Here is a 23,655-nt window from a genome sequence, read left to right as displayed (position 1 = left end):
TTTATCACCAGCTTGCGAGACGTGTCACCTGTTGACGCGCAATATTACGCGCAGCTGCATCCACCGCCAGCACCTCTTCCACGCTTTGTGGTTCGCGCAAATCCATCATCTCCAGTACCGATAAATTTAACGACGCGATATCGGTAAAACGAATTTGCTGATTCAGAAATGCCTCAACGGTAATTTCATTGGCTGCATTAAGTGCCGTCGTCGCCGCCTGCCCCTGGTCAAAGGCAGTCATCGCAAGCTTCAGACAAGGATAGCGGTCATAGTCCGGTTCACTGAACGTCAGGGAACTTAGCTTGCAGAAATCAAGCGGCTTCACGCCGGATTTCACTCGATTTGGCCACGCCATGGAATGGGCAATCGGCGTACGCATGTCCGGCTCGCCCAGCTGTGCCAGCACGCTGCCATCCTGATAACGCACCATCGAGTGAATCACCGATTGCGGGTGAATCAGTACTTCCATCTGTTTCGCTGACGCATTAAACAGCCAGCGCGCTTCAATGTATTCCAGACCTTTGTTCATCATGGTGGCAGAGTCAACGGAGATTTTACGCCCCATCGACCAGTTCGGATGACGGCACGCCTGATCCGGCGTCATGGCGCGCAGTTCAGACAGTGGCGTTTCACGGAACGGGCCACCAGACCCGGTAAGCAGAATAGACACCACGCCATTCTGCTCCAGGTCAGCGTACCCCAGGTTCTGTTGAAAAGGTTGCGGTAAACTCTGAAAAATCGCGTTGTGCTCGCTGTCGACCGGCAAAAGACGCGCGCCGCGCTGCTTCACCGCATCCATAAACAGGCGTCCACAGGTGACCAGCGACTCTTTATTGGCCAGCAGAACATCCTTCCCGGCATCAATCGCGGCAAGCGTGGGCAATAACCCTGCCGCCCCGACGATGGCCGCCATCACCTGATCCACCTCATCCAGCGCCGCCATCTCGCAGGCCGCCTGTTGGCCACTCAGCACCTCGGTTCGACAGCCCTGTTCAAGCAGCTGTGCTTTCAGCAGACGCGCGCTCTCTTCGTCATCCATCACCGCATAGCGGGGCGCAAACTCCAGGCACTGCTCGACCATTCGCTGCACATTCTTACCGGCCACCAGCGCTGTCACGGTGTAGAGTTCAGGATTATGGCGAACGACGTCGAGAGTGCTGCAACCGATAGAGCCGGTTGAGCCAAGGAGTGTTAAATGCTTCATGAGATGCCCGAAAAAAGTTAGACCAGATAAAAGCAAAACGCCGCCAGCAAGACCCAAAGTCCCTCTGAACGGCGTTTATCAGTGTACGACAGAAATCAGAACTGCATCAGTTCCGCTTCTTTATCTGCCAGCGCCGCATCAATTTTCTTGATGGCAGCGTCGGTCATTTTCTGAATGTCGTCCTGAGAACGACGATCGTCATCTTCACTGATCTCTTTTTCTTTCAGCAGCGCTTTTACTTTATCGTTCGCATCGCGACGGACGTTACGCACGGATACACGACCCTGCTCAGCTTCGCCACGAACCACTTTGATCAGATCTTTACGACGCTCTTCCGTCAGTGGAGGCAGTGGAACGCGGATGTCAGAACCCGCAGAGCTTGGGTTCAGTCCGAGGTCAGAGGCCATGATCGCTTTCTCAACGGCCGGGCTCATAGAACGATCGAACACGTTGATTTTCAGCGTACGGGTATCTTCTACCGTTACGCTCGCCAGCTGACGCAGAGGGGTTGGCGTACCGTAGTATTCTACGATGATGCCATCCAGCAGGCTTGGGGAAGCACGGCCAGTACGGATTTTGCTGATTTGGGTTTTGAACGCTTCTACGCATTTTTCCATGCGTACTTCAGCATCTTTTCTGATGTCGTTAATCACGTTACGAATCCTTGAAAACTTGTCTCAGGCAGACTATCCGCCAGCACAGCGCTACAGGTGTGCTAAGTATAGTCGCGTTTAATTCATGACAACGCCAAAGGCGCGCCCGGGTAAGATACCACTACAAAATAAAGCGGAATCTTACCTGTATTTATCGTCAACGGAAATTATTCCGTGATCAAAGTGCCTTCTTTTTCGCCCATGACCACGCGACGCAGTGCGCCAGGCTTGTTCATGTTGAAGACACGGATCGGCAGTTTGTGGTCGCGAGCCAGCGTGAAGGCGGCAAGATCCATCACTTTCAGCTCTTTATCCAGCACTTCGCTGTAGCTCAGCTGATCGTACATGGTGGCAGAAGGATCTTTTGCCGGGTCGGCAGTAAACACGCCGTCTACTTTGGTCGCTTTCAGTACCACATCGGCTTCAATCTCAATACCGCGCAGGCAGGCAGCGGAATCGGTTGTAAAGAACGGGTTACCCGTACCGGCGGAGAGGATCACCACGCGGTTATTGCGCAGCAGGCTGATAGCTTCTGCCCAGCTGTAATTATCGCAAACGCCATTCAGGGGAATCGCGGACATCAGGCGGGCATTCACATAGGCGCGATGGAGCGCATCACGCATTGCCAGGCCATTCATCACGGTTGCCAGCATACCCATGTGGTCGCCCACTACGCGGTTCATCCCCGCTTTCGCCAGACCAGCACCACGGAAAAGGTTGCCACCGCCAATGACCACGCCAACCTGGATACCCAGTTCGACCAGTTCTTTGATTTCCTGTGCCATGCGATCAAGGATGCTTGCGTCAATACCGAAGCCTTCCGATCCCTGCAGCGCTTCGCCACTCAGCTTAAGCAGAATGCGTTTGTACACGGGTTTTGCATTGGTAGCCATGTTTCTTTCCTGAGACTGTCAACGATTAAGATGGGGGTTAATTCTGGCGACATGATATGCCGCAAATCAGCACAGCGATACTGGAGCCTGTCTGATTTCCTGTGACGGGTGACAAAAAGAAGCCGCCCTCAGGCGGCTCCTTTTCAATCATTAAGACTGCTTGGACATTGCAGCAACTTCTGCTGCGAAGTCAGTCTCAACTTTCTCGATGCCTTCGCCCACTTCGAAGCGGATGAAGCCAGTTACGTCAGCGTTGTGCTCTTTCAGCAGCTGCGCAACAGACTTGCTTGGATCCATAACGAATGGCTGGCCAGTCAGAGAAACTTCGCCGGTGAATTTCTTCATGCGGCCTTCAACCATTTTCTCTGCGATTTCTTTTGGTTTACCAGACTGCATCGCGATGTCCAGCTGAACCTGGTACTCTTTCTCTACCACTTCAGCAGACACGTCTTCTGGCTTAACGAATTCTGGTTTGCTTGCAGCGATGTGCATAGCCAGCTGTTTAACCAGCTCTTCGTCAGCGCCTTTAGCCGCAACCAGAACACCGATACGTGCACCGTGCTGGTAAGAGCCCAGAACGTCGCCTTCCAGAGAAGCAACGCGACGGATGTTGATGTTCTCACCGATTTTAGCAACCAGCGCAACACGTTCTTCTTCGAACTGTGCTTTCAGAACTTCAACGTCAGTGATTTTGCCAGCAACAGCTGCGTCCAGAACTTTGTTAGCAAATGCCTGGAAACCACCATCTTTAGCAACGAAGTCAGTCTGGCAGTTAACTTCCAGAATGATGCCGTAGGTGCCGTCGATTTTAGTGATGATCACGCCGTCAGCAGCAACGTTGCCTGCTTTTTTAGCTGCTTTGATCGCACCGGATTTACGCATGTTTTCGATTGCCAGCTCGATGTCGCCGTTCGCTTCAGTCAGCGCTTTTTTGCAATCCATCATGCCTGCGCCAGTACGCTCGCGCAGCTCTTTTACCAGGGATGCGGTAATTTCAGCCATTCTTAAATCCTCGGGAGATGTGAACTGCCCGGCCGGGGGCCAAACAGTGTAAATTGAAAAAAGGGGCCGGTAATGGGCCCCTATTCATACACGGTACTAATAAGGGGTAAAACCTTATTATTCAGCTTCTACGAAGCTTTCTTCCGCCTGAGAAGCCAGATCCTGGGAACGGCCTTCACGAACGGTAGCAGCTACAGCGCTCAGGTACAGGCTAACAGCACGGATTGCGTCGTCGTTACCCGGGATAACGAAGTCAACACCGTCCGGATCGGAGTTGGTATCAACGATAGCGAATACCGGGATACCCAGGTTGTTAGCTTCTTTGATTGCGATGTGCTCGTGGTCTGCATCGATTACGAACAGCGCGTCTGGCAGGCCGCCCATATCTTTGATACCGCCCAGGCTGTTTTCCAGCTTGTCCAGTTCACGAGTGCGCATCAGCGCTTCTTTCTTAGTCAGCTTGTCGAAAGTACCGTCCTGAGACTGGGTTTCCAGATCTTTCAGGCGTTTGATGGACTGACGAACAGTTTTCCAGTTGGTCAGCATGCCGCCCAACCAGCGATGGTTCACGAAGAACTGGTCGCAGCTGTTAGCAGCATCTTTCACAGCTTCGCTTGCAGCGCGCTTAGTACCAACGAACAGAATCTTACCTTTACGGGAAGAGATCTTGTTCAGCTCAGCCAGGGCTTCGTTGAACATTGGTACAGTTTTCTCAAGGTTGATGATGTGAACTTTGTTACGCGCGCCGAAGATGAAAGGCTTCATTTTCGGGTTCCAGTAACGGGTCTGGTGACCAAAGTGAACACCAGCCTTGAGCATGTCGCGCATGGAAACAGTTGCCATGTTTAAAACCTCTATATTGAAAATTGGGGTTATGCCTCCACGTATCCCATATTACCGACCCCAAAGGGCACCCCGGAATATGTGCCGATACGTGTGTGTTGTTACACAAAGTGAGATTTGTCGCTTCCGTCCAGCCTGTGTATCTGAGATGGATCGGAAGTCCGGCGCGCTTTATACCACAAAACACGACCAGAAACCAACAGTTGTTGGCGGAGTGTGCTGTTAATGATTCTCAATTTGGCACGGGGTGTGCCTGACTGATACCATTGACGACACTTAGACTAGTATTGTCGAAAAAATCGACACCGATGGACAGATTACATGGCTATCTCTATTAAGACACCTGAAGAAATTGAAAAGATGCGCGTCGCCGGTCGTCTGGCCGCGGAAGTGCTGGAAATGATCGAGCCGTTCGTAAAGCCGGGCGTCAGCACCGGTGAACTGGACCGTATCTGTAACGACTATATCGTGAACGAGCAGCACGCGGTTTCCGCCTGCCTCGGCTACCACGGTTTCCCGAAATCCGTCTGCATCTCTATTAATGAAGTGGTTTGCCACGGCATCCCGGACGATGAAAAACTGCTGAAAGATGGCGACATCGTCAACATTGACGTTACCGTCATTAAAGACGAGTACCACGGTGACACCTCAAAAATGTTCATCGTTGGCAAGCCGACTATTCTTGGCGAGCGTCTGTGCAAAGTGACGCAAGAGAGCCTCTACCTGGCGCTGAAAATGGTTAAACCGGGTATTCGCCTGCGTACCATCGGTGCGGCAATCCAGAAGTTTGTGGAAGCAGAAGGTTTCTCCGTGGTGCGCGAGTACTGCGGTCACGGCATTGGTCGCGTCTTCCATGAAGAACCGCAGGTTCTGCACTATGATGCAGATGACGGCGGCGTGGTGCTGCAAAAAGGCATGACCTTTACCATTGAGCCGATGGTCAACGCGGGTGACTACCGCATCCGTACGATGAAAGACGGCTGGACGGTGAAAACCAAAGACAGAAGCTTGTCTGCGCAGTACGAGCATACTATTGTGGTAACAGACAACGGCTGCGAAATTATGACGTTGCGCAAGGATGACACCATCCCGGCGATACTGACGCACGACGAATGATAAAAAAGCCGGCAAATGCCGGCTTTTTTAATGGCTATAGCTTTTTCTTATGGGTGGCGCACGATGAGTAATCTTTTACCCGAACAGTATGCTAACACAGCCCTTCCCACCCTCCCCGACCAGCCCGATAACCCGGGCGTCTGGCCGCAGCACGAGCTAACCTGTGCCGGTATCAAAGCGCACATGGATGTCTTTCACCGCTGGCTGGGCAGCGCATTTGATGCGGGCATATCGGCAGAACAGCTGATTGAGGCGCGCACCGAATTTATCGACCAGCTGCTGCAGCGCCTGTGGATCGATTACGGGTTTGGGCAAATCAGTGATGTTGCGCTGGTTGCAGTCGGGGGCTATGGCCGCGGTGAGCTGCATCCGCTTTCCGATATCGATCTCCTGATCTTAAGCCGCAAAAAGCTGCCGGACGAACAGGCGCAAAAAATTGGCGAACTGCTGACGCTCCTCTGGGACGTGAAGCTGGAAGTCGGCCACAGCGTGCGCACCCTGGAAGAGTGTCTGCTGGAAGGGTTATCGGACCTGACCGTCGCCACCAACCTGATTGAAACCCGCCTGCTGATTGGCGACGTCGCGCTGTTTCTGGAGCTGCAAAAGCACATCTTCAGCGACGGCTTCTGGCCGTCAGAAAAGTTCTTCGCCGCGAAGGTCGAGGAGCAAAACCAGCGCCACCAGCGCTACCACGGCACCAGCTATAATCTTGAGCCCGATATTAAAAGCAGCCCCGGCGGCCTGCGCGACATCCATACCCTGCAGTGGGTCGCTCGCCGCCATTTTGGCGCCACCTCGATGGACGAGATGGTCGGCTTCGGCTTCTTAACCGAGGCAGAGCGTAACGAGCTGAACGAGTGCCTGCACCTGCTGTGGCGTATTCGATTTGCCCTGCATCTGGAAGTCACCCGCTACGATAACCGTCTGCTGTTTGACCGCCAGCTCAGCGTGGCGCAGCGCCTGAATTATCAGGGCGAAGGCAACGAGCCGGTTGAGCACATGATGAAGGATTTCTTCCGCGTCACCCGCCGGGTGACCGAGCTGAACCAGATGCTGCTGCAGCTGTTCGACGAGGCCATTCTGGCCCTGACGGCGGATGAGAAACCGCGCCCGATTGATGACGAATTCCAGCTGCGCGGCACGCTTATCGATCTGCGCGACGAAACGCTGTTCATCCGCGAGCCGGAAGCGATTCTGCGGATGTTCTATACCATGGTGCGCAACAGCACCATCACCGGGATCTACTCCACCACCCTGCGCCATCTGCGCCATGCGCGCCGTCATCTGACGGAGCCGCTGTGCTATATCCCGGAAGCGCGCTCGCTGTTCCTGAGCATGCTCCGCCACCCGGGCGCCGTCAGCCGTGGGCTGCTGCCGATGCACCGCCACAGCGTGCTGTGGGCCTATATGCCGCAGTGGTCGCACATTGTCGGACAGATGCAGTTCGATCTGTTCCACGCCTACACGGTGGATGAACACACGATCCGCGTGATGCTCAAGCTGGAAAGCTTTGCAAAAGAAGAGACGCGCTCCCGCCATCCACTGTGCGTGGAGCTATGGCCGCGCCTGACCCACCCGGAACTGATCCTGATTGCTGCCCTGTTCCACGATATCGCCAAAGGTCGCGGCGGCGATCATTCGGTGCTGGGTGCACAGGACGTACTGAAATTTGCCGAGCTGCACGGCCTGAACTCACGTGAAACGCAGCTGGTGGCCTGGCTGGTACGCCATCATCTTCTGATGTCGGTTACCGCGCAGCGTCGTGACATTCAGGATCCTGAGGTGATCAAGCAGTTCGCGGAAGCGGTTCAGACGGAAAACCGTCTGCGCTATCTGGTCTGCCTGACGGTGGCCGATATCTGCGCCACCAACGAAACGCTGTGGAACAGCTGGAAGCAGAGCCTGCTGCGCGAGCTGTACTTCGCTACCGAAAAACAGCTGCGTCGCGGGATGCAAAACACCCCGGATATGCGCGAGCGCGTGCGTCATCACCAGCTGCAGGCGCTGGCGCTGCTGCGGATGGATAACATTGATGAAGAGGCGCTACACCAGATATGGGCCCGCTGCCGTGCCAACTATTTTGTCCGCCACAGCCCAAACCAGCTTGCGTGGCACGCGCGGCACCTGCTGAAGCACGACCTGTCCCAGCCAATGATTCTGCTGAGCCCTCAGGCTACCCGAGGCGGAACGGAGATTTTCATCTGGAGCCCGGACCGACCTTATCTGTTTGCTGCGGTCTGCGCCGAGCTGGACAGGCGAAACCTGAGCGTTCACGACGCGCAGATTTTCACCACCCGCGACGGCATGGCAATGGACACCTTTATCGTGCTGGAGCCGGACGGCAGCCCGCTGTCGTCGGACAGGCATGAAGGGATACGTTTTGGTCTGGAACAGGCGATTACCCAGCGCAGCTGGCAGCCCCCGCAGCCGCGTCGCCAGCCGGCGAAATTGCGCCACTTTACCGTCGATACCGAGGTCAACTTCCTGCCGACCCACACCGACCGTAAATCGTTCCTGGAGCTGATCGCGCTCGACCAGCCGGGGCTGCTCGCCCGCGTCGGCCAGGTTTTTGCCGATCTGGGAATTTCGCTCCATGGCGCCCGAATTACAACGATTGGCGAGCGAGTAGAAGATTTATTTATAATCGCGACAGCGGACCGGCGTGCCCTTAATAATGACCTGCAGCTTGAAGTGCAACAACGGTTGACAGCAGCCCTCAATCCAAACGATAAAGGGTGATATGTTTTTTAGTGAAATGGAAAGAGTAAACAATGCAGCAGTTACAGAACGTTATTGAGTCCGCTTTTGAGCGTCGCGCCGAGATTACCCCGGCAAATGTGGATACCGTGACCCGTGAAGCGGTAAACCAGGTGATTTCCCTGCTGGATTCCGGCGCGCTGCGCGTGGCAGAAAAAATCGACGGTCAGTGGGTCACTCATCAATGGCTGAAGAAAGCCGTGCTGCTCTCTTTCCGTATCAACGATAACCAGGTTATCGACGGAGCTGAAAGCCGCTACTTCGATAAAGTCCCTATGAAATTCGCTGACTACGACGAAGCGCGTTTCCAGAAAGAAGGCTTCCGCGTGGTGCCACCTGCGGCAGTGCGTCAGGGCGCTTTCATCGCACGTAATACCGTGCTGATGCCATCCTACGTGAACATCGGTGCCTACGTTGACGAAGGCACCATGGTTGACACCTGGGCGACTGTCGGTTCCTGCGCGCAGATCGGTAAAAACGTTCACCTGTCCGGCGGCGTGGGCATCGGTGGTGTTCTGGAGCCACTGCAGGCTAACCCGACCATCATCGAAGACAACTGCTTCATCGGCGCGCGCTCTGAAGTGGTTGAAGGCGTGATCGTTGAAGAAGGTTCCGTGATCTCCATGGGCGTTTACATTGGTCAGAGCACCCGTATTTATGACCGTGAAACCGGCGAAGTTCACTACGGTCGCGTTCCGGCGGGCTCCGTGGTGGTTTCCGGCAACCTGCCGTCAAAAGATGGTAAATACAGCCTGTACTGTGCGGTTATCGTGAAGAAAGTGGATGCGAAAACGCGCGGTAAAGTGGGCATCAACGAGTTGCTGCGCACCATCGATTAATCGGGTATAACAAAAAGCGGGGGCAACCCCGCTTTTTTTGTATCTGAGGGTGGCGAAAATAGATTTTTTCGTTAATTATTCAAAGGTTATGTTGAGATCAAGGGTACCGCTATGTACGATAATCTGAAAAGTCTGGGCATTACCAATCCTGATGAAATTGATCGTTACAGCCTCCGTCAGGAAGCCAATAACGATATTCTGAAAATCTATTTTCACAAGGACAAAGGAGAGTTTTTCGCCAAAAGCGTGAAGTTTAAATATCCACGCCAGCGTAAGACCGTTGTTGCTGACGGTGTAGGACAGGGATACAAAGAAGTACAGGAAATCAGCCCTAACCTGCGCTATGTGATCGATGAACTCGATCAGATCTGCCAGCGCGACCGCACCGAAGTCGATCTCAAGCGCAAGATCCTTGACGATCTGCGTCACCTTGAAAGCGTTGTGACCAATAAGATCAGCGAGATTGAAGCGGATCTTGAGAAGTTAACCCGCAACAAATAAGTTGAGTGCGGCCTGATGCCCTCACCCCGACCCTCTCCCACAGGGAGAGGGTGAAACCCTTATCGCTGTTCATCCAGCTGCAGCGCCACATACAGCAGCAGCCTGTCGTCGAAATTCCCCAGATCCAGCCCCGTCAGCTCTGAAATCCGGTTTAACCGATACTCCAGGGTATTGCGGTGAATAAACAGCGCTTTTGACGTCGCCAGCGGCTGCACGTTATGACGGAACCACGCCTGCAGCGTCCGGCGCAGCAGGCCGTTATTGTCCATGGCTTTCAGACGCGCTAATGGTCGTGCCAGCTCATTGGCCTGCCAGCCCCCGCGCAGGCTGTCGAGCAGCACCGGCAGCATCAAATCCTGATAGAAATAGCTACGGCTCTCCGGCATCCGCTGCTTGCCCACCATCATGGTGGTGCGCGCGGTACGCCAGGAGCGGGCGATGCTGCCCGGCCCGGTAAAGTAGTTGCCCAGCGCAACGCGAAAACGCAGCTGACCATTCTCCTTCATCCGGGAGATCAGCAGCTCCACGCGACGACGATGATCTTCCGCATCCCAGCGGCCGAACGCGTTGAGCGCCGGTTTGAGCACCACCATTTCCGTCAGAGAAACGATCGCCACCAGGTTATCGCGCTCCGGCGTCGCCAGCGCATTTTGCAGCTGCTGCAGCTCGGCCATCGCGCTGTCTACGCCAAGCTGGCCGCTATCGACCTCAATGACCGCCACCACGCGCGGCTGGTTCAGATCGATCCCCAGACGCTGCGCCCATTCGCTGAGCGCGGGCGTGTGCTCTTCCGCCTGAATAAGGTTCATCACCAGCTCTTCACGCAGGCGGCTGTCCTGGGCAAGCAGGTGCATCAGGCGCGACTGCTCCAGCATCATCTCTGCCGTCATACAGACCAGCTCACCGTATTTTCGCAGTGACTCGGGCTCGCCGGTCAGGCCGATGACCCCCACAATCTCGCCTTCAAGACGCAGCGGTAAATTGATGCCCTGACGGACGCCGTGCAGGTGTTTCGCTACCGCATCGTCGATATCCACGACCCGCCCCTGGGAAAGCACCAGCAGCGCGCCTTCGTGCAATTCCCCAATACGCTCGCGATCGCCGCTGCCAATAATGCGCCCGCGGGCATCCATCACGTTGATATTGGTATCAATGATGCGCATGGTGCGCGCCACGATATCCTGCGCCATTTTGGTATCAAGATGCCAGCCAGCCATAGAACCCTCCCGTGAGCAGAGCTCAAGCATAGGGAAGTTCAGCGACGGCTGCATTGTGCGAATGCACAAAGAGAGAGGGAGATGTATGGAGTTGTGGCAAGAATCACAGAAACGAAAAAGCCCCTGCGAACAGGGGCTTCAGAGGATTACTGCATCAGCAGATAAAGCGAAGTATCCCCACGCTGGATATTCAGCGCCAGCACGGAAGGCTTGCTGTCGAGGATCTTGCGCAGTTCAGCGATGTTTTTCACCGGCTGCTGGTTAGCGCCCATGATCACATCGCCTTTTTTCAGGCCGATACGGGCTGCCGGTGAATTCGCTTTCACGTTGTTCACCACCACGCCTTTGTCTGCGCCTTTATTACTCATCTCAGCACCTTCAATACCGCTAAAGATGGTGCTGGAATCCACCTGATTCTGGCTGCTCTGCTGCAGTTCCAGGCTCACGTTAACCGGCTTACCGTCGCGCAGCAGGCCGAGGGTCACTTTGCTGCCAATCGGCATTGAGCCCACTTCGGCACGCAGGGCGGCAAAGCTGCTGATCGGCTTACCGTTCAGGGAGGTGATCACATCCCCCGCTTTAATGCCCGCTTTCGCCGCGGAGGAGTTCGGCATCACCTGGCTGACGAATGCCCCGCGCTGGGCGTCAACTTTCATCGCCTTAGCCAGTTCGGAGTTCAGCTCGGTCCCGAGGATACCCAGCTCGCCGCGTTTCACCTGGCCATACTGCACCATCTGCGCGGTCAGGTTTCTCACCATGTTACTTGGGATAGCAAAGCCGATCCCAATGTTGCCGCCGTCCGGTGCCAGGATCGCGGTGTTGATACCGATCAGCTCACCGTTCAGGTTCACCAGCGCACCGCCGGAGTTACCGCGGTTGATCGCCGCATCCGTCTGGATGAAGTTTTCATAGTTCTCGGCATTGAGGCCGCTACGGCCCAGCGCAGAGACGATACCCGAGGTCACGGTTTCACCCAGACCGAACGGGTTACCGATCGCCACGGTATAGTCGCCCACGCGCAGCGCGTCGGAGTCGGCAATTTTAATCGCCGTCAGGTTTTTCGGATCCTGGATCTGGATCAGCGCGATATCGGAGCGCGGGTCTTTACCCACCACTTTGGCGTCGAACTTACGGCCATCGCTCAGCTGAACCTTAATGCTGTTCGCGTTATCAACAACGTGGTTGTTTGTAACGACATAGCCTTTCGCTGCATCAATGATTACCCCCGAGCCAAGCGCCATGAATTTCTGCTGCTGGCCGCCGCCCTGGCTGTCATCCCCTGCGCCACCGCCCTGACAGAACGGAGAGCTCTGGAATGGCGAACCGTCCTGGCAGAACGGCGAGTTGTCACCGAAGAACTGCTGGAAGTTACGCGGCATACGCGGCGTATTGACGGTTGTACTGCCCTCAACGTTAATACTCACCACCGATGGCATCACTTTTTCGAGCATCGGTGCCAGGCTTGGCATCTGCTGCGCGGTTGCTGCCGACGACGCGGTCTCGGCTGCAGTAGCAGTCAGAGGAGACAGCGCTAAACCTAAACTCAGAGCCAGTGCACTCATTGCTAATGTGGTTTTTTTCATGTTTCTCAATCTCGATTTACAGGTAACGCAAAATTGCTGTGTAACTCAGATTCGTTTTATACCGCTTAGTTCCGGCGATAAGTTTATGGAAAAGGTAAAAATTTATTGGCCGTCTTTACAAAACTCCGGGATTATTCCACCGCCATAAGCTTGCGGTATTCATCCCAGGCATACAAATCCGTCATGCCGCTGATATAGTCCTGGATTAGACGGCTGCGATAATAATATTCCATCACCGGCCATTGGGAAGAGTGGCGATCCAGCTTGCCAATCGCTTCGACATACGCCAGACGATGCCGGGTAGAGAGTTTCTGATAAAGCCGCGATTCGATAGGTATTCTGCGCACGCGCTCGTGTTCCACCAGCTCGCTGAACTCGTCGACCGACAGCTGGAGCAACGGGGAATAAATTTCCAGTAACCCACTGATTACCCGATAACCCTGCAGCTCTAACTGCTCGACATCCGGATGGCTAAATACATGCCGCATCGCCACATGTTTATAAAGCTCAAGGAGTTGACTGAAACTGCTGTCATCTTCCAGCAGCGCGTGGTTGAATTCCCCGCTGAAGATGAGCGGTAAATTATCAATAAAGCGCGACGCCGCATACGGCACCAGTTTATTTAATGTATTGACCCGCAAATACATAAAGAACTGGTCTTCTGTACTACGGCTTAATGTATTTGAGCGCGATTTTTCCCAGGCATTTTCGACAACCTGCGCAAACAGCGAGCCTTTTTCATGGGTACCCCAGGCCGCATAAAGATGCTGATAAAGCTCCTCAACGCTGAAGATTCTTTTCTCAACGGCATCTTCCAGATCGGCCACGCAATAGGAAATATCATCGGCGGCTTCCATAATCCAGGTCAATGGAAAGCGGCCGTTTGGCGTCAATGAAAGTTCTTTACGTAGCCGTTCAATATAGGCCTCTTCGGAAAGGTAATAGCCCGGTTTTTTCATTAAATAGCTGTGGGACGCGGGCGTATCTCCCATCCACCACGCGGGGCGGGTATATTTCAGAATGCAGCCGACCTGTGCCCAGGTCAGGTTCATGCGCATCAGGGAGTGGACCAGCCGGATCCCCTGCGCGTTGCCCTCAAAGTGACACAAATCCTGGCGCACTTTGCGTCGCAGATCGTTCAGCCCCTCTTCGCCTTCACGCAGGCGTAAATCGCGTACGATGCAGCGGTCGTCGCTCAGCGGCTGGCTTACCGCATCCGAAGGGTAAAGCCGCTGCTTAAACCAGTCATTGATCGCCGCCTCACCAAAGTGGCCGAAAGGCGGGTTGCCGATGTCATGCATCAGGCAGGCCATCTCAACGATGCTCTCAAAAGGCCCCGTCAGCTCGTCCAGACCATAGGTTTCCAGTAAGCGCTGCTCTTTGAGACGGCTTAAAATCTCTTTGGCAATGTAGCGCCCGACCTGCTGCACCTCCATGGAGTGGGTTAAGCGCGTGCGCACCGCGGCGTTACGCTCAAGCGGAAAGACCTGGGTCTTTTGCTGCAGACGGCGGATGGCGGGCGAGTTAATGATCCGCCCGCGATCGCTTTCGAAGATACGCAGGATCTCATGTTCGCTCTTGTCGCCCTGCGGCGAACGGAAACGTCGGTGCCAGTTAATTTTGGTGCGAAAATCGATTGGTGCCATGTGCTCCCCCGCGTGAGAATGCGTTTCCCCTTAACCGCATGATAGACTATGCATCTTAACAAGGCACATCGCGAGTAAATCTATGAAAATCGGCATTATTGGTGCAATGGAAGAAGAAGTTACGCTGCTGCGTGACAAAATTGAGAACCGTCAGACCCTCTCTCTTGGTGGTTGTGAGATCTACACCGGCCAGCTGAACGGTGTTGACGTGGCTCTGCTGAAATCAGGCATCGGTAAAGTGGCAGCTGCGCTGGGTGCAACCCTGCTGCTTGAGCGCTGCAAGCCGGATGTGATCGTGAATACCGGCTCTGCGGGCGGCCTGGCGCCGACGCTGAAGGTGGGTGATATCGTTGTCTCCGACGAAGCGCGTTACCACGATGCTGACGTCACCGCGTTCGGTTACGAGTACGGTCAGCTCCCGGGCTGCCCTGCTGCTTTTAAAGCTGACGACAAACTGATTGCGGCGGCGGAGACCTGCATCGCAGAACTCAACCTCAACGCGGTACGCGGTCTGATTGTCAGCGGTGATGCGTTCATCAACGGCTCCGTTGGGCTGGCGAAAATCCGTCATAACTTCCCTCAGGCGGTTGCCGTTGAGATGGAAGCGACCGCGATTGCGCACGTTTGCCATAACTTCAGCGTACCGTTCGTGGTGGTTCGCGCCATCTCTGACGTGGCAGACCAGCAGTCTCACATCAGCTTCGACGAGTTCCTGACCGTTGCGGCAAAACAGTCCACCGTGATGGTGGAACGCCTGGTGCAGAATCTGGCACGTGGCTAAACATACCGTCAGGGCGCTGGCCGCCCTGCTTCTTCTCGCACCGCTGTGGCTCTATGCTGTACCGCGCGTGATTACACTCTCTCCCGCAAATACGGAACTGGCGTTTGCCGCCGGGATCACGCCCGTTGGCGTGAGTAGCTATTCGGATTATCCGCCGCAGGCCGCGGGAATTGAACAAGTCGCCACCTGGCAAGGGATGAACCTTGAGCGCATCGTGGCGCTTAAACCGGATCTCGTGCTGGCCTGGCGCGGCGGTAACGCCGAGCGGCAGGTCAACCAGCTCACCTCGCTTGGCATAAAAGTGATGTGGATTGATGCCGTCAGCATTGAGCAAGTCGCTCAGGCGCTACGCGCCCTGGCACCCTATAGCCCTACGCCCAAAAAAGCCGAGGCGGCGGCGAAACAGATGCTGAGCGACTATGCCGCGCTGAAATCCCGATACGATACCCCTGTTAAAAAGCGCATCTTCCTGCAGTTTGGCAGCCAACCGCTGTTCACCACCGGAAAAGGGTCGATTCAGAACCAGGTGCTGGAAGTCTGTGGCGGTGAAAACATCTTTGCAGCCAGCCGGGTGCCGTGGCCCCAGGTTAGCCGTGAACAGGTCCTGGCGCGCCAGCCGCAGGCTATCGTCGTGGTCGGAAATGCGAGCGAAATTCCCAAAATTGAACAATTCTGGCAACGGCAGCTAAAAATACCGGTAATTCCCCTTAACAGCGACTGGTTTGAACGCGCCAGCCCGCGTATTATCCTCGCCGCAAAACAGCTCTGTGCCGCGCTGGCAGAGAGTCACTAACATAAGACCCTTTTCGAGGATTTAACGATGCTCGTTTATTGGCTGGATATTCTTGGCACAGCCGTTTTTGCTATCTCCGGCGTCCTGCTCGCCGGAAAACTACGCATGGATCCGTTTGGCGTGCTGGTGCTTGGGGTCGTGACCGCCGTCGGTGGCGGGACTATCCGCGATATGGCGCTGGCGAATGGCCCGGTGTTTTGGGTGAAAGATCCTACCGATCTGGTGGTCGCGATGGTCACCTGTCTGTTAACCATTGTGCTGGTTCGCCAGCCCCGCAGATTACCCAAATGGATATTGCCGGTACTGGATGCCGTCGGTCTGGCCGTGTTTGTCGGTATTGGCGTCAATAAGGCGTTTAATGCGGGTACTGGTCCAATGGTGGCAATCTGTATGGGCGTATTAACCGGCGTGGGCGGTGGGATCATTCGCGACATTCTGGCGCGTGAAGTACCGATGATCCTGCGTACTGAAATTTACGCGACGGCCTGTATCGCGGGGGGCATTGTCCACGCGACCGCGTACTACACGTTTGCACTTCTGCTGGAAAACGCCGCGATGCTGGGGATGGTCGTGACGCTGGTGATACGTTTAGCGGCGATACGCTGGCACCTGAAGCTGCCGACGTTTGCGCTGGATGACCGGTAAAAGCAAAACGGTAACCTGACGGTTACCGTTTTTAGTCTTTTCTCCCTCTCCCTGTGGGAGAGGGCCGGGGGTGAGGGCATCAGCCCGCACCCTCTTAAATACTGAACGAAGAACCACACCCGCAGGTGCTTGTTGCGTTCGGGTTGGTCACCACAAAGCGCGAACCTTCCAGACCTTCGGTGTAATCCACCGAACCGCCCACCAGATATTGCAGGCTCATCGGGTCAACCACCAGCGCAACGCCCTGTTTCTCGATAGTCATATCGCCATCGTTAACCTGATCGTCAAAGGTAAAACCATACTGGAAGCCGCTGCAGCCGCCACCGGTAATATAGACGCGCAGTTTCAGATCCGGATTGTCTTCGTCTGCAATCAGGGTTTTCACTTTGTTGGCTGCTGCTTCGGTAAATTCCAGCGGCAACGCTACATCATCACTCATCATATGCTCCCATGAATACTGCTACTGCGATTGGGTAAAATTCACCCAATTCTTTGTGTCATTATCTAATACCCTGGTAATTCATTCAAGTATTCTGCGCTGCGGCCCGTTCCGCCTCTTGTTTTGCCAGAGTACGCGCAAGGATGGTGGAGTATAGCGGCTTTCCACCCAGGAACTGGGCTAATAGTGTCGCGCCGAGACAGGTAATGATCATTGGCAAAATGAGCTGGTAATTGTCCGTCATCTCCAGCACCAGCACGATCCCGGTCAACGGCGCACGCAGGGATGCGGCCAGCAGCGCTCCCATTCCGGCGATGGCAAAGGTCCCGGCGTCAAGATGATAGGCGGGAAAACCCACTTCAGCCGCCATTCCAAACGCGGTGCCCAGCAAGGTCCCCAGCGCCAGCATCGGGGCAAATATCCCGCCGGGCGCGCCGGAGGAAAAACAGAGTACCGTCGTGATGACGCGGGAGATAAACATAAACAGCAGCAGACCCACGCTGAAATTCCCCGCCGCCGCAATGGGGATCAGCCCGAACCCGCCGCCAGCGGCATTCGGCTCGATAAACCCGAGCACGCCGCAGATTCCGCCCAGCAGGCCGCCCATCAGCACCCATTTCGTGGTGTTCCCGCCGTGAATGCGCTGGAACATATCCTGAGCGCGCAGGATAAAGGTGTTAAACAGCGGCCCCACCACGCCAAAAATCATGCCGAGGATCAGGTAAAGCCACAGGGTGTTGACCGGCGCGTTGGTCAGTTTATCCACCTCAATGACCGCCCCTTCGCCGTTAAAGAGGCGAAAGACGATGCTCGACATAATGACGCCGGTAAACACCGCTTTAATGGAGATCAGGTTGTAGCGAAACTGCGCGCGCATCTCTTCGATAATGAACAAAATGCCCGCCAGCGGCGCGTTAAACGCCGCCGACAGCCCCGCCGCCGCACCGGTAGCCAGCAGCGTATGGCGCGCTTCGGCGCTTCGCATCCGAAACAGATCGCCCACCATGCGGCCGACGTTCCCCCCCAGCTGTACCGTGGGCCCTTCCCGGCCAAGTACCATGCCTGCGCCCAGCGTCCCCATGCCGCCGATGAATTTAACCGGAATCACCCGCCACCAGCGCACCGGACGCAGCTCCTCCAGCGCACCTTCAATTTCCGGGATGCCAGACCCGCCCGCCTCCGGCGCGAATTTACGCACCAGAAAATACCCCACCATGGCAAACAGCGCAGACAGCCCGAATGCCCAAACCCAGACCAGCCATTCGCTATCGGCGAAACCGGCCACGGTGCCCACTCGCCAGTTGAGTACGGCATTAACCGCTTTTTCAAACGCCACGCCAATCAGCCCCGCGAGAGTCCCCACCACGGCAGCGGCCAGCAGGATCGCCAGCGGCGTTTTATCGCGATTGAGCAGCCGCCGAATACTGACCCGGTGCCGGGCGCGCGTAAACTGTTGTTCTTCAAAAGACGGAGAATCTGATTTCATGTCCTGTTCTTATTCGTCATACAAAAAGCCGCGAGGATTTTACCAGAGACTGCCCCACCGTCTCCTGAAAATTACTTAACAAATCTTAAAGCATTACCCGGCTAAAAATTTCATAACCTTCCCCGAATCACTTAGAATAGTGGGCTTAATCATTTTATACGAACCAGGAACGACGCCATGAGCAAGTCTGAAAACCTCTACAGTGCAGCCCGCGAGCTTATTCCGGGTGGCGTGAACTCACCTGTGCGCGCCTTCACAGGCGTGGGCGGTACGCCGCTGTTTATCGAACGTGCTGACGGCGCGTATCTGTATGATGTCGATGGCAAAGCCTATATCGATTATGTCGGCTCCTGGGGCCCGATGGTGCTGGGGCACAACCACCCTGCTATTCGTAATGCGGTGATTGAAGCTGCCCAGCGCGGCCTGAGTTTCGGCGCGCCAACCGAAATGGAAGTGAAAATGGCGGAGCTGGTGACCGAACTGGTGCCTACCATGGACATGGTGCGTATGGTGAACTCCGGTACCGAAGCCACCATGAGCGCCATCCGCCTGGCGCGCGGTTTTACCGGTCGCGATAAAATCATCAAATTCGAAGGCTGCTACCACGGTCATGCGGACTGCCTGCTGGTGAAAGCCGGTTCCGGCGCGCTGACGCTCGGCCAGCCAAACTCACCTGGCGTACCAGCAGATTTCGCGAAGCACACCCTGACCTGCACCTACAACGATCTGGACACCGTTCGCGCGGCGTTCGAGCAGTATCCGCAGGAGATCGCCTGCATCATCGTTGAGCCGGTTGCAGGCAACATGAACTGCATCCCACCGCAGCCTGAGTTCCTGCCGGGCCTGCGCGCCCTGTGCGACGAGTTCGGCGCGCTGCTCATCATCGATGAAGTCATGACCGGCTTCCGCGTAGCGCTGGCGGGTGCCCAGTCTTACTACGGCGTTGAGCCGGACCTGACCTGCCTCGGTAAAATCATCGGCGGCGGCATGCCGGTCGGCGCATTCGGTGGTCGTAAGGACGTGATGGAAGCCCTGGCACCAACCGGCCCGGTTTACCAGGCGGGCACGCTCTCCGGTAACCCCATCGCCATGGCCGCGGGCTTTGCCTGCCTGACCGAAGTGGCCCAGCCTGGCATTCACGAGACCCTGACCGACCTGACGACGCAGCTGGCAAGCGGGCTGCTTGAAGCGGCAGATGAAGCCGGTATTCCGCTGGTGGTTAACCACGTGGGCGGCATGTTCGGGATCTTCTTCACCGATGCGAAAACCGTGACCTGCTATCAGGACGTGGTGAAGTGCGACGTTGAGCGCTTCAAGCGCTTCTTCCACCTGATGCTGGAAGAAGGCGTGTACCTGGCGCCGTCAGCGTTCGAAGCGGGCTTTATGTCCGTGGCGCACAGCGAAGAAGATATCAATAACACCATCGACGCGGCGCGTAAGGTGTTTGCGAAGCTCTAAGGTCATTGCCGGGTGGCGCTAACGCTTACCCGGCCTACGATGTTCTCCCTCTCCCTGTGGGAGAGGGCTGGGGTGAGGGGATCAGGCCGCACCTGACTACCGACTCTGCTTTCTCAACAGATAAATAAAGTACGGCGCACCGATAAAGGTCGACAGCAGACCCGCCGGGATCTGATATGGGAACAGCACCATTCTTCCGCACCAGTCTGCAAACACCAGCATCACCCCACCCGTCAGGGCCGACATGACGATATGCGGCATCGTCCTGCGGAAGCCCATCATTCTGGCAATGTGCGGCGCCATTAACCCCACAAAACTCAGCGGTCCAATCGTCAGGGTTGCCGTCGCCGTCAGGCACGCCGCCAGCAGCAGCAGCGCGACACGCGCTGGGGTCAGCGCCATTCCCACCGCACGCGCGGTTTCGCCGCCGAGCGGCAGAATGGTCATCCAGCGGCGGCACAGCGGCACCATCGCCAGCAGCACGAGCATCACCATCCCGGACCAGACCACCTGGCTTCCAGTGGCGTTGTAGGTCGAGCCGGAAATCCAGGTCAGGATCTTCGCCATACGCGGATCGCCGCTTGCCTGCAGCATCATCAGCAGCATCGTAAACGCGGTGCTGAGCGCCATCCCGGCCAGCAGCATGCGGTGCGGTGAAAACCCACCGCGACCGGCGGCTATCAGGATAATCATCAGCGTGGCTGCCGCGCCGATACTGCCGGCAGGCATCAGCCAGCCAAACGCATTGCCCGGCACGAAGAACAGCATCAGCACCACGCCAAAGGCGGCGCCAGAGCTGATCCCGAGCACTTCCGGGCTCGCCATCGGGTTGCCGGTCAGACGCTGAATGATGCACCCCGCCACCGCCAGCATCACCCCGGCGATCAGCGCAGCGACGATACGCGGCCAGCGCCACTGCAGCAGTTCATTGAGCAAATCACCCGTTGCCCAGTGCCAGCCCGCGGCATCGCGTCCAAATGAGAGCGCCGCGAACGAGGCGATAATCAGCACCGCCAGACCGGCAAGGCTAAACCACAGCACCGACCGACGTTCAGCGTAGACTTTATCGCCCGCGTCCATCGCCGGTGCACTCATGCTGCGCAGCCGCGGGAGCAGCCACAGCAGCAGCGGCGCCCCGATAAGCGCGGTCACAGAGCCGGTGGAGACTTCCCGCCAGACCTGCGCCAGCCAGAGAATAAGCTGATCGGAAAGCCAGAGGATCAGCGCCCCAATCAGCGGCGCCAGCATCAGACGCGTCAATAAACGACGCGCCCCAAGCATTTTCGCCAGCAGCGGCGCAAACAGGCCGATAAACCCGATGATGCCGACCGCGTTCACCAGCAGGGCGCTCAATACAATTGCCAGCGTCAGCGCCGCCAGGCGAGCCAGCGACAGCGCCAGCCCCAGGTTGCGCGCCACGCCGTCATCCAGCCCCATGAGCGTAAGAGGACGCAGGAGCAGCAGCGTCAGCACAACACCGCCAGCCAGCTGCGGCCAGAGGCGCTGCACCACGCTCCAGTCGGTCTGGGTCAGCGTGCCGGTGCTCCACAGGAACATGCTTTGCAGCTGATCGTGGTGGAACAGCACCAGTAGCTGGTTGATCGCCCCACAGTAGAGGCTCACCACCAGCCCGGCCAGGATAAGCGTTACCGGCGAAAGGCGCTTGCCCCAGGCCACGCCAAAGACCAGCGCACCCACCACGCACGCCCCCGCGAGTGCCGCAAACTGCGAGGTTAACGCACCCGGCAGCGCCCACAACGTGGTGATGGTGATCCCAAGCTGTGCGCCGGTCGCGACGCCGAGCGTGGTTGGCTCTGCCAGCGGATTACGCAAAACCTGCTGGAACAACACGCCCACCAGCCCTAAACCGGCGCCGACTAACAGGGAGATCGCCAGACGCGGCAGCAGGCTGTAGTGGAACAGCATCTGCTGAATATTGTCGATATCCGGCGAGGCCAGCGCGGCCCCCCACTGCGTGCGGGGTAACGCCGTCGAGAGGTTGAACCCGGTTAATACCAGCGCAACCAGAAAAAGCAGGGATAGCAGCAGCGCCGGGAAGCGGGCGATACGCGTACTCATGCTTTACCTCCCAGCGCGTTATCCAGCACGCGGGCAAAATGCATGGCCGACAGCGTCGCGCCGTAGAACCAGACCGCCGGGGCGCGCTGGAAGCGCTGCTCACGCACAAACGGCATCGCCTGCCAGAGCGGCGTCGCCATCAGGGTCTGCATGGCGCGCTCGTTGCCGTGATCGAAGCACAGCACATCCACGTCGCGAAACGCCGCGAGACGATCGATACCCACGGCGGTACTGCCCCAGAACGTCATCTCCCCTTCCCAGGCATTACGAATGCCGAAGCTGTCGAGGACCTCCTGGAAGAGGCAGTTTTTACCGAAAACCAGCATATGGCGGGCATCCAGCAGCGTCACCATCAGCAGCGGACGATCGCCCCGGTGAGCAAAGCGGGGCTTCAGGGAGTCAATCAGGGCATCAAATTCGTCGAGATGTTTTTTGGCCTCGACCTCGCGGTTGAGGAAACGCGCCATCTCGTTAATCGAGCTTTTCGCCATGGCCAGCGGTTTTTTACCGTCACTGAAGGCGAATCCACGTCCGGGCGCAATGCGCGCCATGGTCTCCTCTGACGGACCGTAGCCCGCGGACCAGAACATGAACGAGGGTTTCATCTGGGTGAGCAGCTCGAGGTTTGGCTCCGTCCGCAGGCCGATGTCGATCACCGAGTCCGGCAGCTTCGGCTCGTTCACCCAGAGGTTATAGTTAGGAATGTCCGCCACGCCGTAGGGCGTGACGCCGAGCGCCATCATCAGCTCGACCGGCAGCCACTCCAGAGCGACAATGCGGTGCGGATCGACGGCGGCAGCACGCGCCGTATTCATTTTTAACAGCAGCGGTGAGAGCGCCATCGCCGTCAGCAGGCGACGGCGGCTAATGCGTGTGTTATCGAGCATCAGTAGACAAAGCTCACCGGTGCAGCCCCGGCCGGGTGAGGCAGAATACCCATTGGAATACCGTAAATATGTTCCAGCGTTTCGCTGCGCATCAGCTCTGCGGGTGTACCCTGGGCAATCATCTCGCCCCCGCGCAGCGCGACGAGGTAGTCACAATAACGCGCGGCCATGTTGATATCGTGCAGGACCGCAATGACCGTCAGACCGCGCTGCTGACTTAAGCGGTGCACCAGCGCCAGGACGTCGACCTGATGCGCGATATCCAGCGCAGAGGTCGGTTCATCCAGCAGCAGACAGCGGCTGTCCTGCGCCACCAGCATAGCAATCCACGCGCGCTGACGTTCGCCTCCGGACAGGCTATCCACCAGACGGTGCGCCAGCGGTTTTAGCCCGACCAGCGCAATCGCCTCTTCCACCTTCTCTCTGTCGGCCACGCCAAATCGTCCAAGCGCCCCGTGCCACGGATAACGCCCAATCGCCACCAGCTCTCGCACCGTCATCCCCTCCGCCTGCGGCAACTGCTGCGGCAGATAGGCCACTTTGCGGGCAAAGGCTTTACTGCTCCAGATCTCCAGCGGTTGGTCATCCAGCAGAATATCGCCTTCTGAAGGCGGCTGATGGCGCCCCAGCATCTTGAGCAGCGTGGACTTACCGGAACCGTTGTGACCAATCAGGCCAGTGACTTTACCTGCGGGGAACGTCAAAGAGAGCGGATGCAGCAAGGTGCGCCCGGGTACGCGAAAGGAGAGATGGTTGAGCGTGAAGGTGGTGTCGGGTTGCGTTTGATTATCCTGCATATCAGCCAACTTAAATAAAAAGGGCACGGCGAACCG

General features: G+C 56.7%; 21 protein-coding genes. 8 read left to right on the top strand and 13 right to left on the bottom strand.

Translation table 11 applies throughout. The features are described 5' to 3' along the window. Positions 1–4 precede the first annotated feature (4 nt). The 5 genes from ispC to rpsB all read right to left on the bottom strand — a co-directional run bounded on the left by ispC (position 5) and on the right by rpsB (position 4,595). Positions 5–1,204, bottom strand: coding sequence for a 1-deoxy-D-xylulose-5-phosphate reductoisomerase (gene ispC / locus AC0TN7_RS12045; RefSeq protein WP_048990262.1), 1,200 nt, complete (start codon positions 1,202–1,204; stop codon positions 5–7). Between the two features lie 95 nt (positions 1,205–1,299). Next, the gene (gene frr / locus AC0TN7_RS12040; protein ID WP_014882629.1) at positions 1,300–1,857 is read right to left on the bottom strand and encodes a ribosome recycling factor; all 558 of its coding nucleotides are present in this window, start codon (positions 1,855–1,857) and stop codon (positions 1,300–1,302) included. 167 nt (positions 1,858–2,024) lie between these two features. Continuing rightward, entirely contained in the window at positions 2,025–2,750 is a 726-nt protein-coding gene (gene pyrH / locus AC0TN7_RS12035) for a UMP kinase (RefSeq protein ID WP_008501910.1), read from the bottom strand. Between the two features lie 150 nt (positions 2,751–2,900). Then, on the bottom strand, positions 2,901–3,752 hold the full coding sequence (gene tsf / locus AC0TN7_RS12030) for a translation elongation factor Ts (protein WP_014830708.1): 852 nt from the start codon (positions 3,750–3,752) through the stop codon (positions 2,901–2,903). A 117-nt stretch (positions 3,753–3,869) separates the two neighbouring features. Further along, positions 3,870–4,595: a 30S ribosomal protein S2 gene (rpsB, locus tag AC0TN7_RS12025; protein WP_003856207.1), complete on the bottom strand. Its 726-nt coding sequence runs from the start codon at positions 4,593–4,595 to the stop codon at positions 3,870–3,872. Positions 4,596–4,916: 321 nt separating this feature from the next. On the opposite strand from rpsB, the gene map reads away from it, so the two are divergent. The 4 genes from map to AC0TN7_RS12005 all read left to right on the top strand — a co-directional run bounded on the left by map (position 4,917) and on the right by AC0TN7_RS12005 (position 9,808). Continuing rightward, on the top strand, positions 4,917–5,711 hold the full coding sequence (gene map / locus AC0TN7_RS12020; RefSeq protein ID WP_023310454.1) for a type I methionyl aminopeptidase: 795 nt from the start codon (positions 4,917–4,919) through the stop codon (positions 5,709–5,711). A 63-nt stretch (positions 5,712–5,774) separates the two neighbouring features. Next, positions 5,775–8,450 (top strand): bifunctional uridylyltransferase/uridylyl-removing protein GlnD, encoded by a 2,676-nt coding sequence (gene glnD / locus AC0TN7_RS12015; RefSeq protein WP_473702179.1) that lies wholly within the window; start codon positions 5,775–5,777, stop codon positions 8,448–8,450. 32 nt (positions 8,451–8,482) lie between these two features. Continuing rightward, positions 8,483–9,307 carry a 2,3,4,5-tetrahydropyridine-2,6-dicarboxylate N-succinyltransferase gene (dapD, locus tag AC0TN7_RS12010; protein ID WP_008501915.1) on the top strand — a complete coding sequence of 275 codons (825 nt, stop codon included), beginning with the start codon at positions 8,483–8,485 and terminating at the stop codon, positions 9,305–9,307. Between the two features lie 111 nt (positions 9,308–9,418). Then, positions 9,419–9,808, top strand: a complete 390-nt coding sequence (locus AC0TN7_RS12005; RefSeq protein WP_008501916.1) for a DUF3461 family protein — start codon at positions 9,419–9,421, stop codon at positions 9,806–9,808. Positions 9,809–9,867: 59 nt separating this feature from the next. Here the strand turns inward: AC0TN7_RS12005 and cdaR are convergent, their stop codons facing one another. From cdaR to dgt, 3 genes are all read right to left on the bottom strand, one after another. After that, positions 9,868–11,025 carry a DNA-binding transcriptional regulator CdaR gene (gene cdaR / locus AC0TN7_RS12000; protein ID WP_023334570.1) on the bottom strand — a complete coding sequence of 386 codons (1,158 nt, stop codon included), beginning with the start codon at positions 11,023–11,025 and terminating at the stop codon, positions 9,868–9,870. Between the two features lie 146 nt (positions 11,026–11,171). Beyond that, on the bottom strand, positions 11,172–12,608 hold the full coding sequence (degP, locus tag AC0TN7_RS11995; protein WP_473702178.1) for a serine endoprotease DegP: 1,437 nt from the start codon (positions 12,606–12,608) through the stop codon (positions 11,172–11,174). Between the two features lie 131 nt (positions 12,609–12,739). Then, positions 12,740–14,254 (bottom strand): dGTPase, encoded by a 1,515-nt coding sequence (gene dgt / locus AC0TN7_RS11990; protein WP_024907517.1) that lies wholly within the window; start codon positions 14,252–14,254, stop codon positions 12,740–12,742. Positions 14,255–14,336: 82 nt separating this feature from the next. On the opposite strand from dgt, the gene mtnN reads away from it, so the two are divergent. The 3 genes from mtnN to AC0TN7_RS11975 are packed head-to-tail and all read left to right on the top strand — an operon-like array spanning position 14,337 to position 16,473. Then, the gene (mtnN, locus tag AC0TN7_RS11985) at positions 14,337–15,035 is read left to right on the top strand and encodes a 5'-methylthioadenosine/S-adenosylhomocysteine nucleosidase (protein WP_024907516.1); all 699 of its coding nucleotides are present in this window, start codon (positions 14,337–14,339) and stop codon (positions 15,033–15,035) included. Further along, positions 15,028–15,828 carry a vitamin B12 ABC transporter substrate-binding protein BtuF gene (gene btuF, locus AC0TN7_RS11980; RefSeq protein ID WP_024907515.1) on the top strand — a complete coding sequence of 267 codons (801 nt, stop codon included), beginning with the start codon at positions 15,028–15,030 and terminating at the stop codon, positions 15,826–15,828. The genes mtnN and btuF overlap by 8 nt, the downstream gene beginning before the upstream one ends. A 27-nt stretch (positions 15,829–15,855) precedes the next feature. Beyond that, a complete protein-coding gene (locus AC0TN7_RS11975; RefSeq protein ID WP_473702177.1) occupies positions 15,856–16,473 on the top strand; it encodes a TRIC cation channel family protein in 618 nt (205 codons plus the stop codon). A 94-nt stretch (positions 16,474–16,567) separates the two neighbouring features. On the opposite strand, the gene erpA is transcribed toward AC0TN7_RS11975, so the two are convergent. Then, positions 16,568–16,912, bottom strand: coding sequence for an iron-sulfur cluster insertion protein ErpA (gene erpA / locus AC0TN7_RS11970; protein WP_013095643.1), 345 nt, complete (start codon positions 16,910–16,912; stop codon positions 16,568–16,570). An 85-nt stretch (positions 16,913–16,997) separates the two neighbouring features. Then, complete coding sequence (gene clcA / locus AC0TN7_RS11965) at positions 16,998–18,398, bottom strand: H(+)/Cl(-) exchange transporter ClcA (protein ID WP_463726585.1); 1,401 nt, start codon at positions 18,396–18,398, stop codon at positions 16,998–17,000. A 177-nt stretch (positions 18,399–18,575) separates the two neighbouring features. On the opposite strand from clcA, the gene hemL reads away from it, so the two are divergent. Beyond that, positions 18,576–19,856, top strand: coding sequence for a glutamate-1-semialdehyde 2,1-aminomutase (hemL, locus tag AC0TN7_RS11960; protein WP_473702176.1), 1,281 nt, complete (start codon positions 18,576–18,578; stop codon positions 19,854–19,856). Positions 19,857–19,952: 96 nt separating this feature from the next. Here hemL and fhuB read toward each other — a convergent pair whose 3' ends face one another. Genes fhuB through fhuC form a run of 3 tightly spaced genes read right to left on the bottom strand, consistent with a single transcriptional unit; the run spans position 19,953 to position 23,619 of the window. After that, positions 19,953–21,935 carry a Fe(3+)-hydroxamate ABC transporter permease FhuB gene (gene fhuB / locus AC0TN7_RS11955; protein WP_061715949.1) on the bottom strand — a complete coding sequence of 661 codons (1,983 nt, stop codon included), beginning with the start codon at positions 21,933–21,935 and terminating at the stop codon, positions 19,953–19,955. Further along, entirely contained in the window at positions 21,932–22,822 is an 891-nt protein-coding gene (fhuD, locus tag AC0TN7_RS11950; protein ID WP_267217234.1) for a Fe(3+)-hydroxamate ABC transporter substrate-binding protein FhuD, read from the bottom strand. The genes fhuB and fhuD overlap by 4 nt, the downstream gene beginning before the upstream one ends. Continuing rightward, positions 22,822–23,619 carry a Fe3+-hydroxamate ABC transporter ATP-binding protein FhuC gene (fhuC, locus tag AC0TN7_RS11945; RefSeq protein ID WP_290094482.1) on the bottom strand — a complete coding sequence of 266 codons (798 nt, stop codon included), beginning with the start codon at positions 23,617–23,619 and terminating at the stop codon, positions 22,822–22,824. The genes fhuD and fhuC overlap by 1 nt, the downstream gene beginning before the upstream one ends. Positions 23,620–23,655: the final 36 nt, after the last annotated feature.

The sequence above is a fragment of the Enterobacter sp. PL_is511 genome (assembly GCF_055816065.1).
This window is presented reverse-complemented; position numbering and strand designations above follow the sequence as displayed.

Bases quoted from the DNA above. Each gene is read 5' to 3' on its own strand.
- tsf (WP_014830708.1), bottom strand. From the start codon at position 3,752: ATGGCTGAAATTACCGCATCCCTGGTAAAAGAGCTGCGCGAGCGTACT.
- mtnN (WP_024907516.1), top strand. From the start codon at position 14,337: ATGAAAATCGGCATTATTGGTGCAATGGAAGAAGAAGTTACGCTGCTG.
- glnD (WP_473702179.1), top strand. From the start codon at position 5,775: ATGAGTAATCTTTTACCCGAACAGTATGCTAACACAGCCCTTCCCACC.
- ispC (WP_048990262.1), bottom strand. From the start codon at position 1,204: ATGAAGCATTTAACACTCCTTGGCTCAACCGGCTCTATCGGTTGCAGC.
- dgt (WP_024907517.1), bottom strand. From the start codon at position 14,254: ATGGCACCAATCGATTTTCGCACCAAAATTAACTGGCACCGACGTTTC.
- erpA (WP_013095643.1), bottom strand. From the start codon at position 16,912: ATGAGTGATGATGTAGCGTTGCCGCTGGAATTTACCGAAGCAGCAGCC.
- degP (WP_473702178.1), bottom strand. From the start codon at position 12,608: ATGAAAAAAACCACATTAGCAATGAGTGCACTGGCTCTGAGTTTAGGT.
- map (WP_023310454.1), top strand. From the start codon at position 4,917: ATGGCTATCTCTATTAAGACACCTGAAGAAATTGAAAAGATGCGCGTC.
- fhuB (WP_061715949.1), bottom strand. From the start codon at position 21,935: ATGAGTACGCGTATCGCCCGCTTCCCGGCGCTGCTGCTATCCCTGCTT.
- dapD (WP_008501915.1), top strand. From the start codon at position 8,483: ATGCAGCAGTTACAGAACGTTATTGAGTCCGCTTTTGAGCGTCGCGCC.
- fhuC (WP_290094482.1), bottom strand. From the start codon at position 23,619: ATGCAGGATAATCAAACGCAACCCGACACCACCTTCACGCTCAACCAT.
- fhuD (WP_267217234.1), bottom strand. From the start codon at position 22,822: ATGCTCGATAACACACGCATTAGCCGCCGTCGCCTGCTGACGGCGATG.
- rpsB (WP_003856207.1), bottom strand. From the start codon at position 4,595: ATGGCAACTGTTTCCATGCGCGACATGCTCAAGGCTGGTGTTCACTTT.
- clcA (WP_463726585.1), bottom strand. From the start codon at position 18,398: ATGAAATCAGATTCTCCGTCTTTTGAAGAACAACAGTTTACGCGCGCC.
- AC0TN7_RS11975 (WP_473702177.1), top strand. From the start codon at position 15,856: ATGCTCGTTTATTGGCTGGATATTCTTGGCACAGCCGTTTTTGCTATC.
- cdaR (WP_023334570.1), bottom strand. From the start codon at position 11,025: ATGGCTGGCTGGCATCTTGATACCAAAATGGCGCAGGATATCGTGGCG.
- AC0TN7_RS12005 (WP_008501916.1), top strand. From the start codon at position 9,419: ATGTACGATAATCTGAAAAGTCTGGGCATTACCAATCCTGATGAAATT.
- pyrH (WP_008501910.1), bottom strand. From the start codon at position 2,750: ATGGCTACCAATGCAAAACCCGTGTACAAACGCATTCTGCTTAAGCTG.
- hemL (WP_473702176.1), top strand. From the start codon at position 18,576: ATGAGCAAGTCTGAAAACCTCTACAGTGCAGCCCGCGAGCTTATTCCG.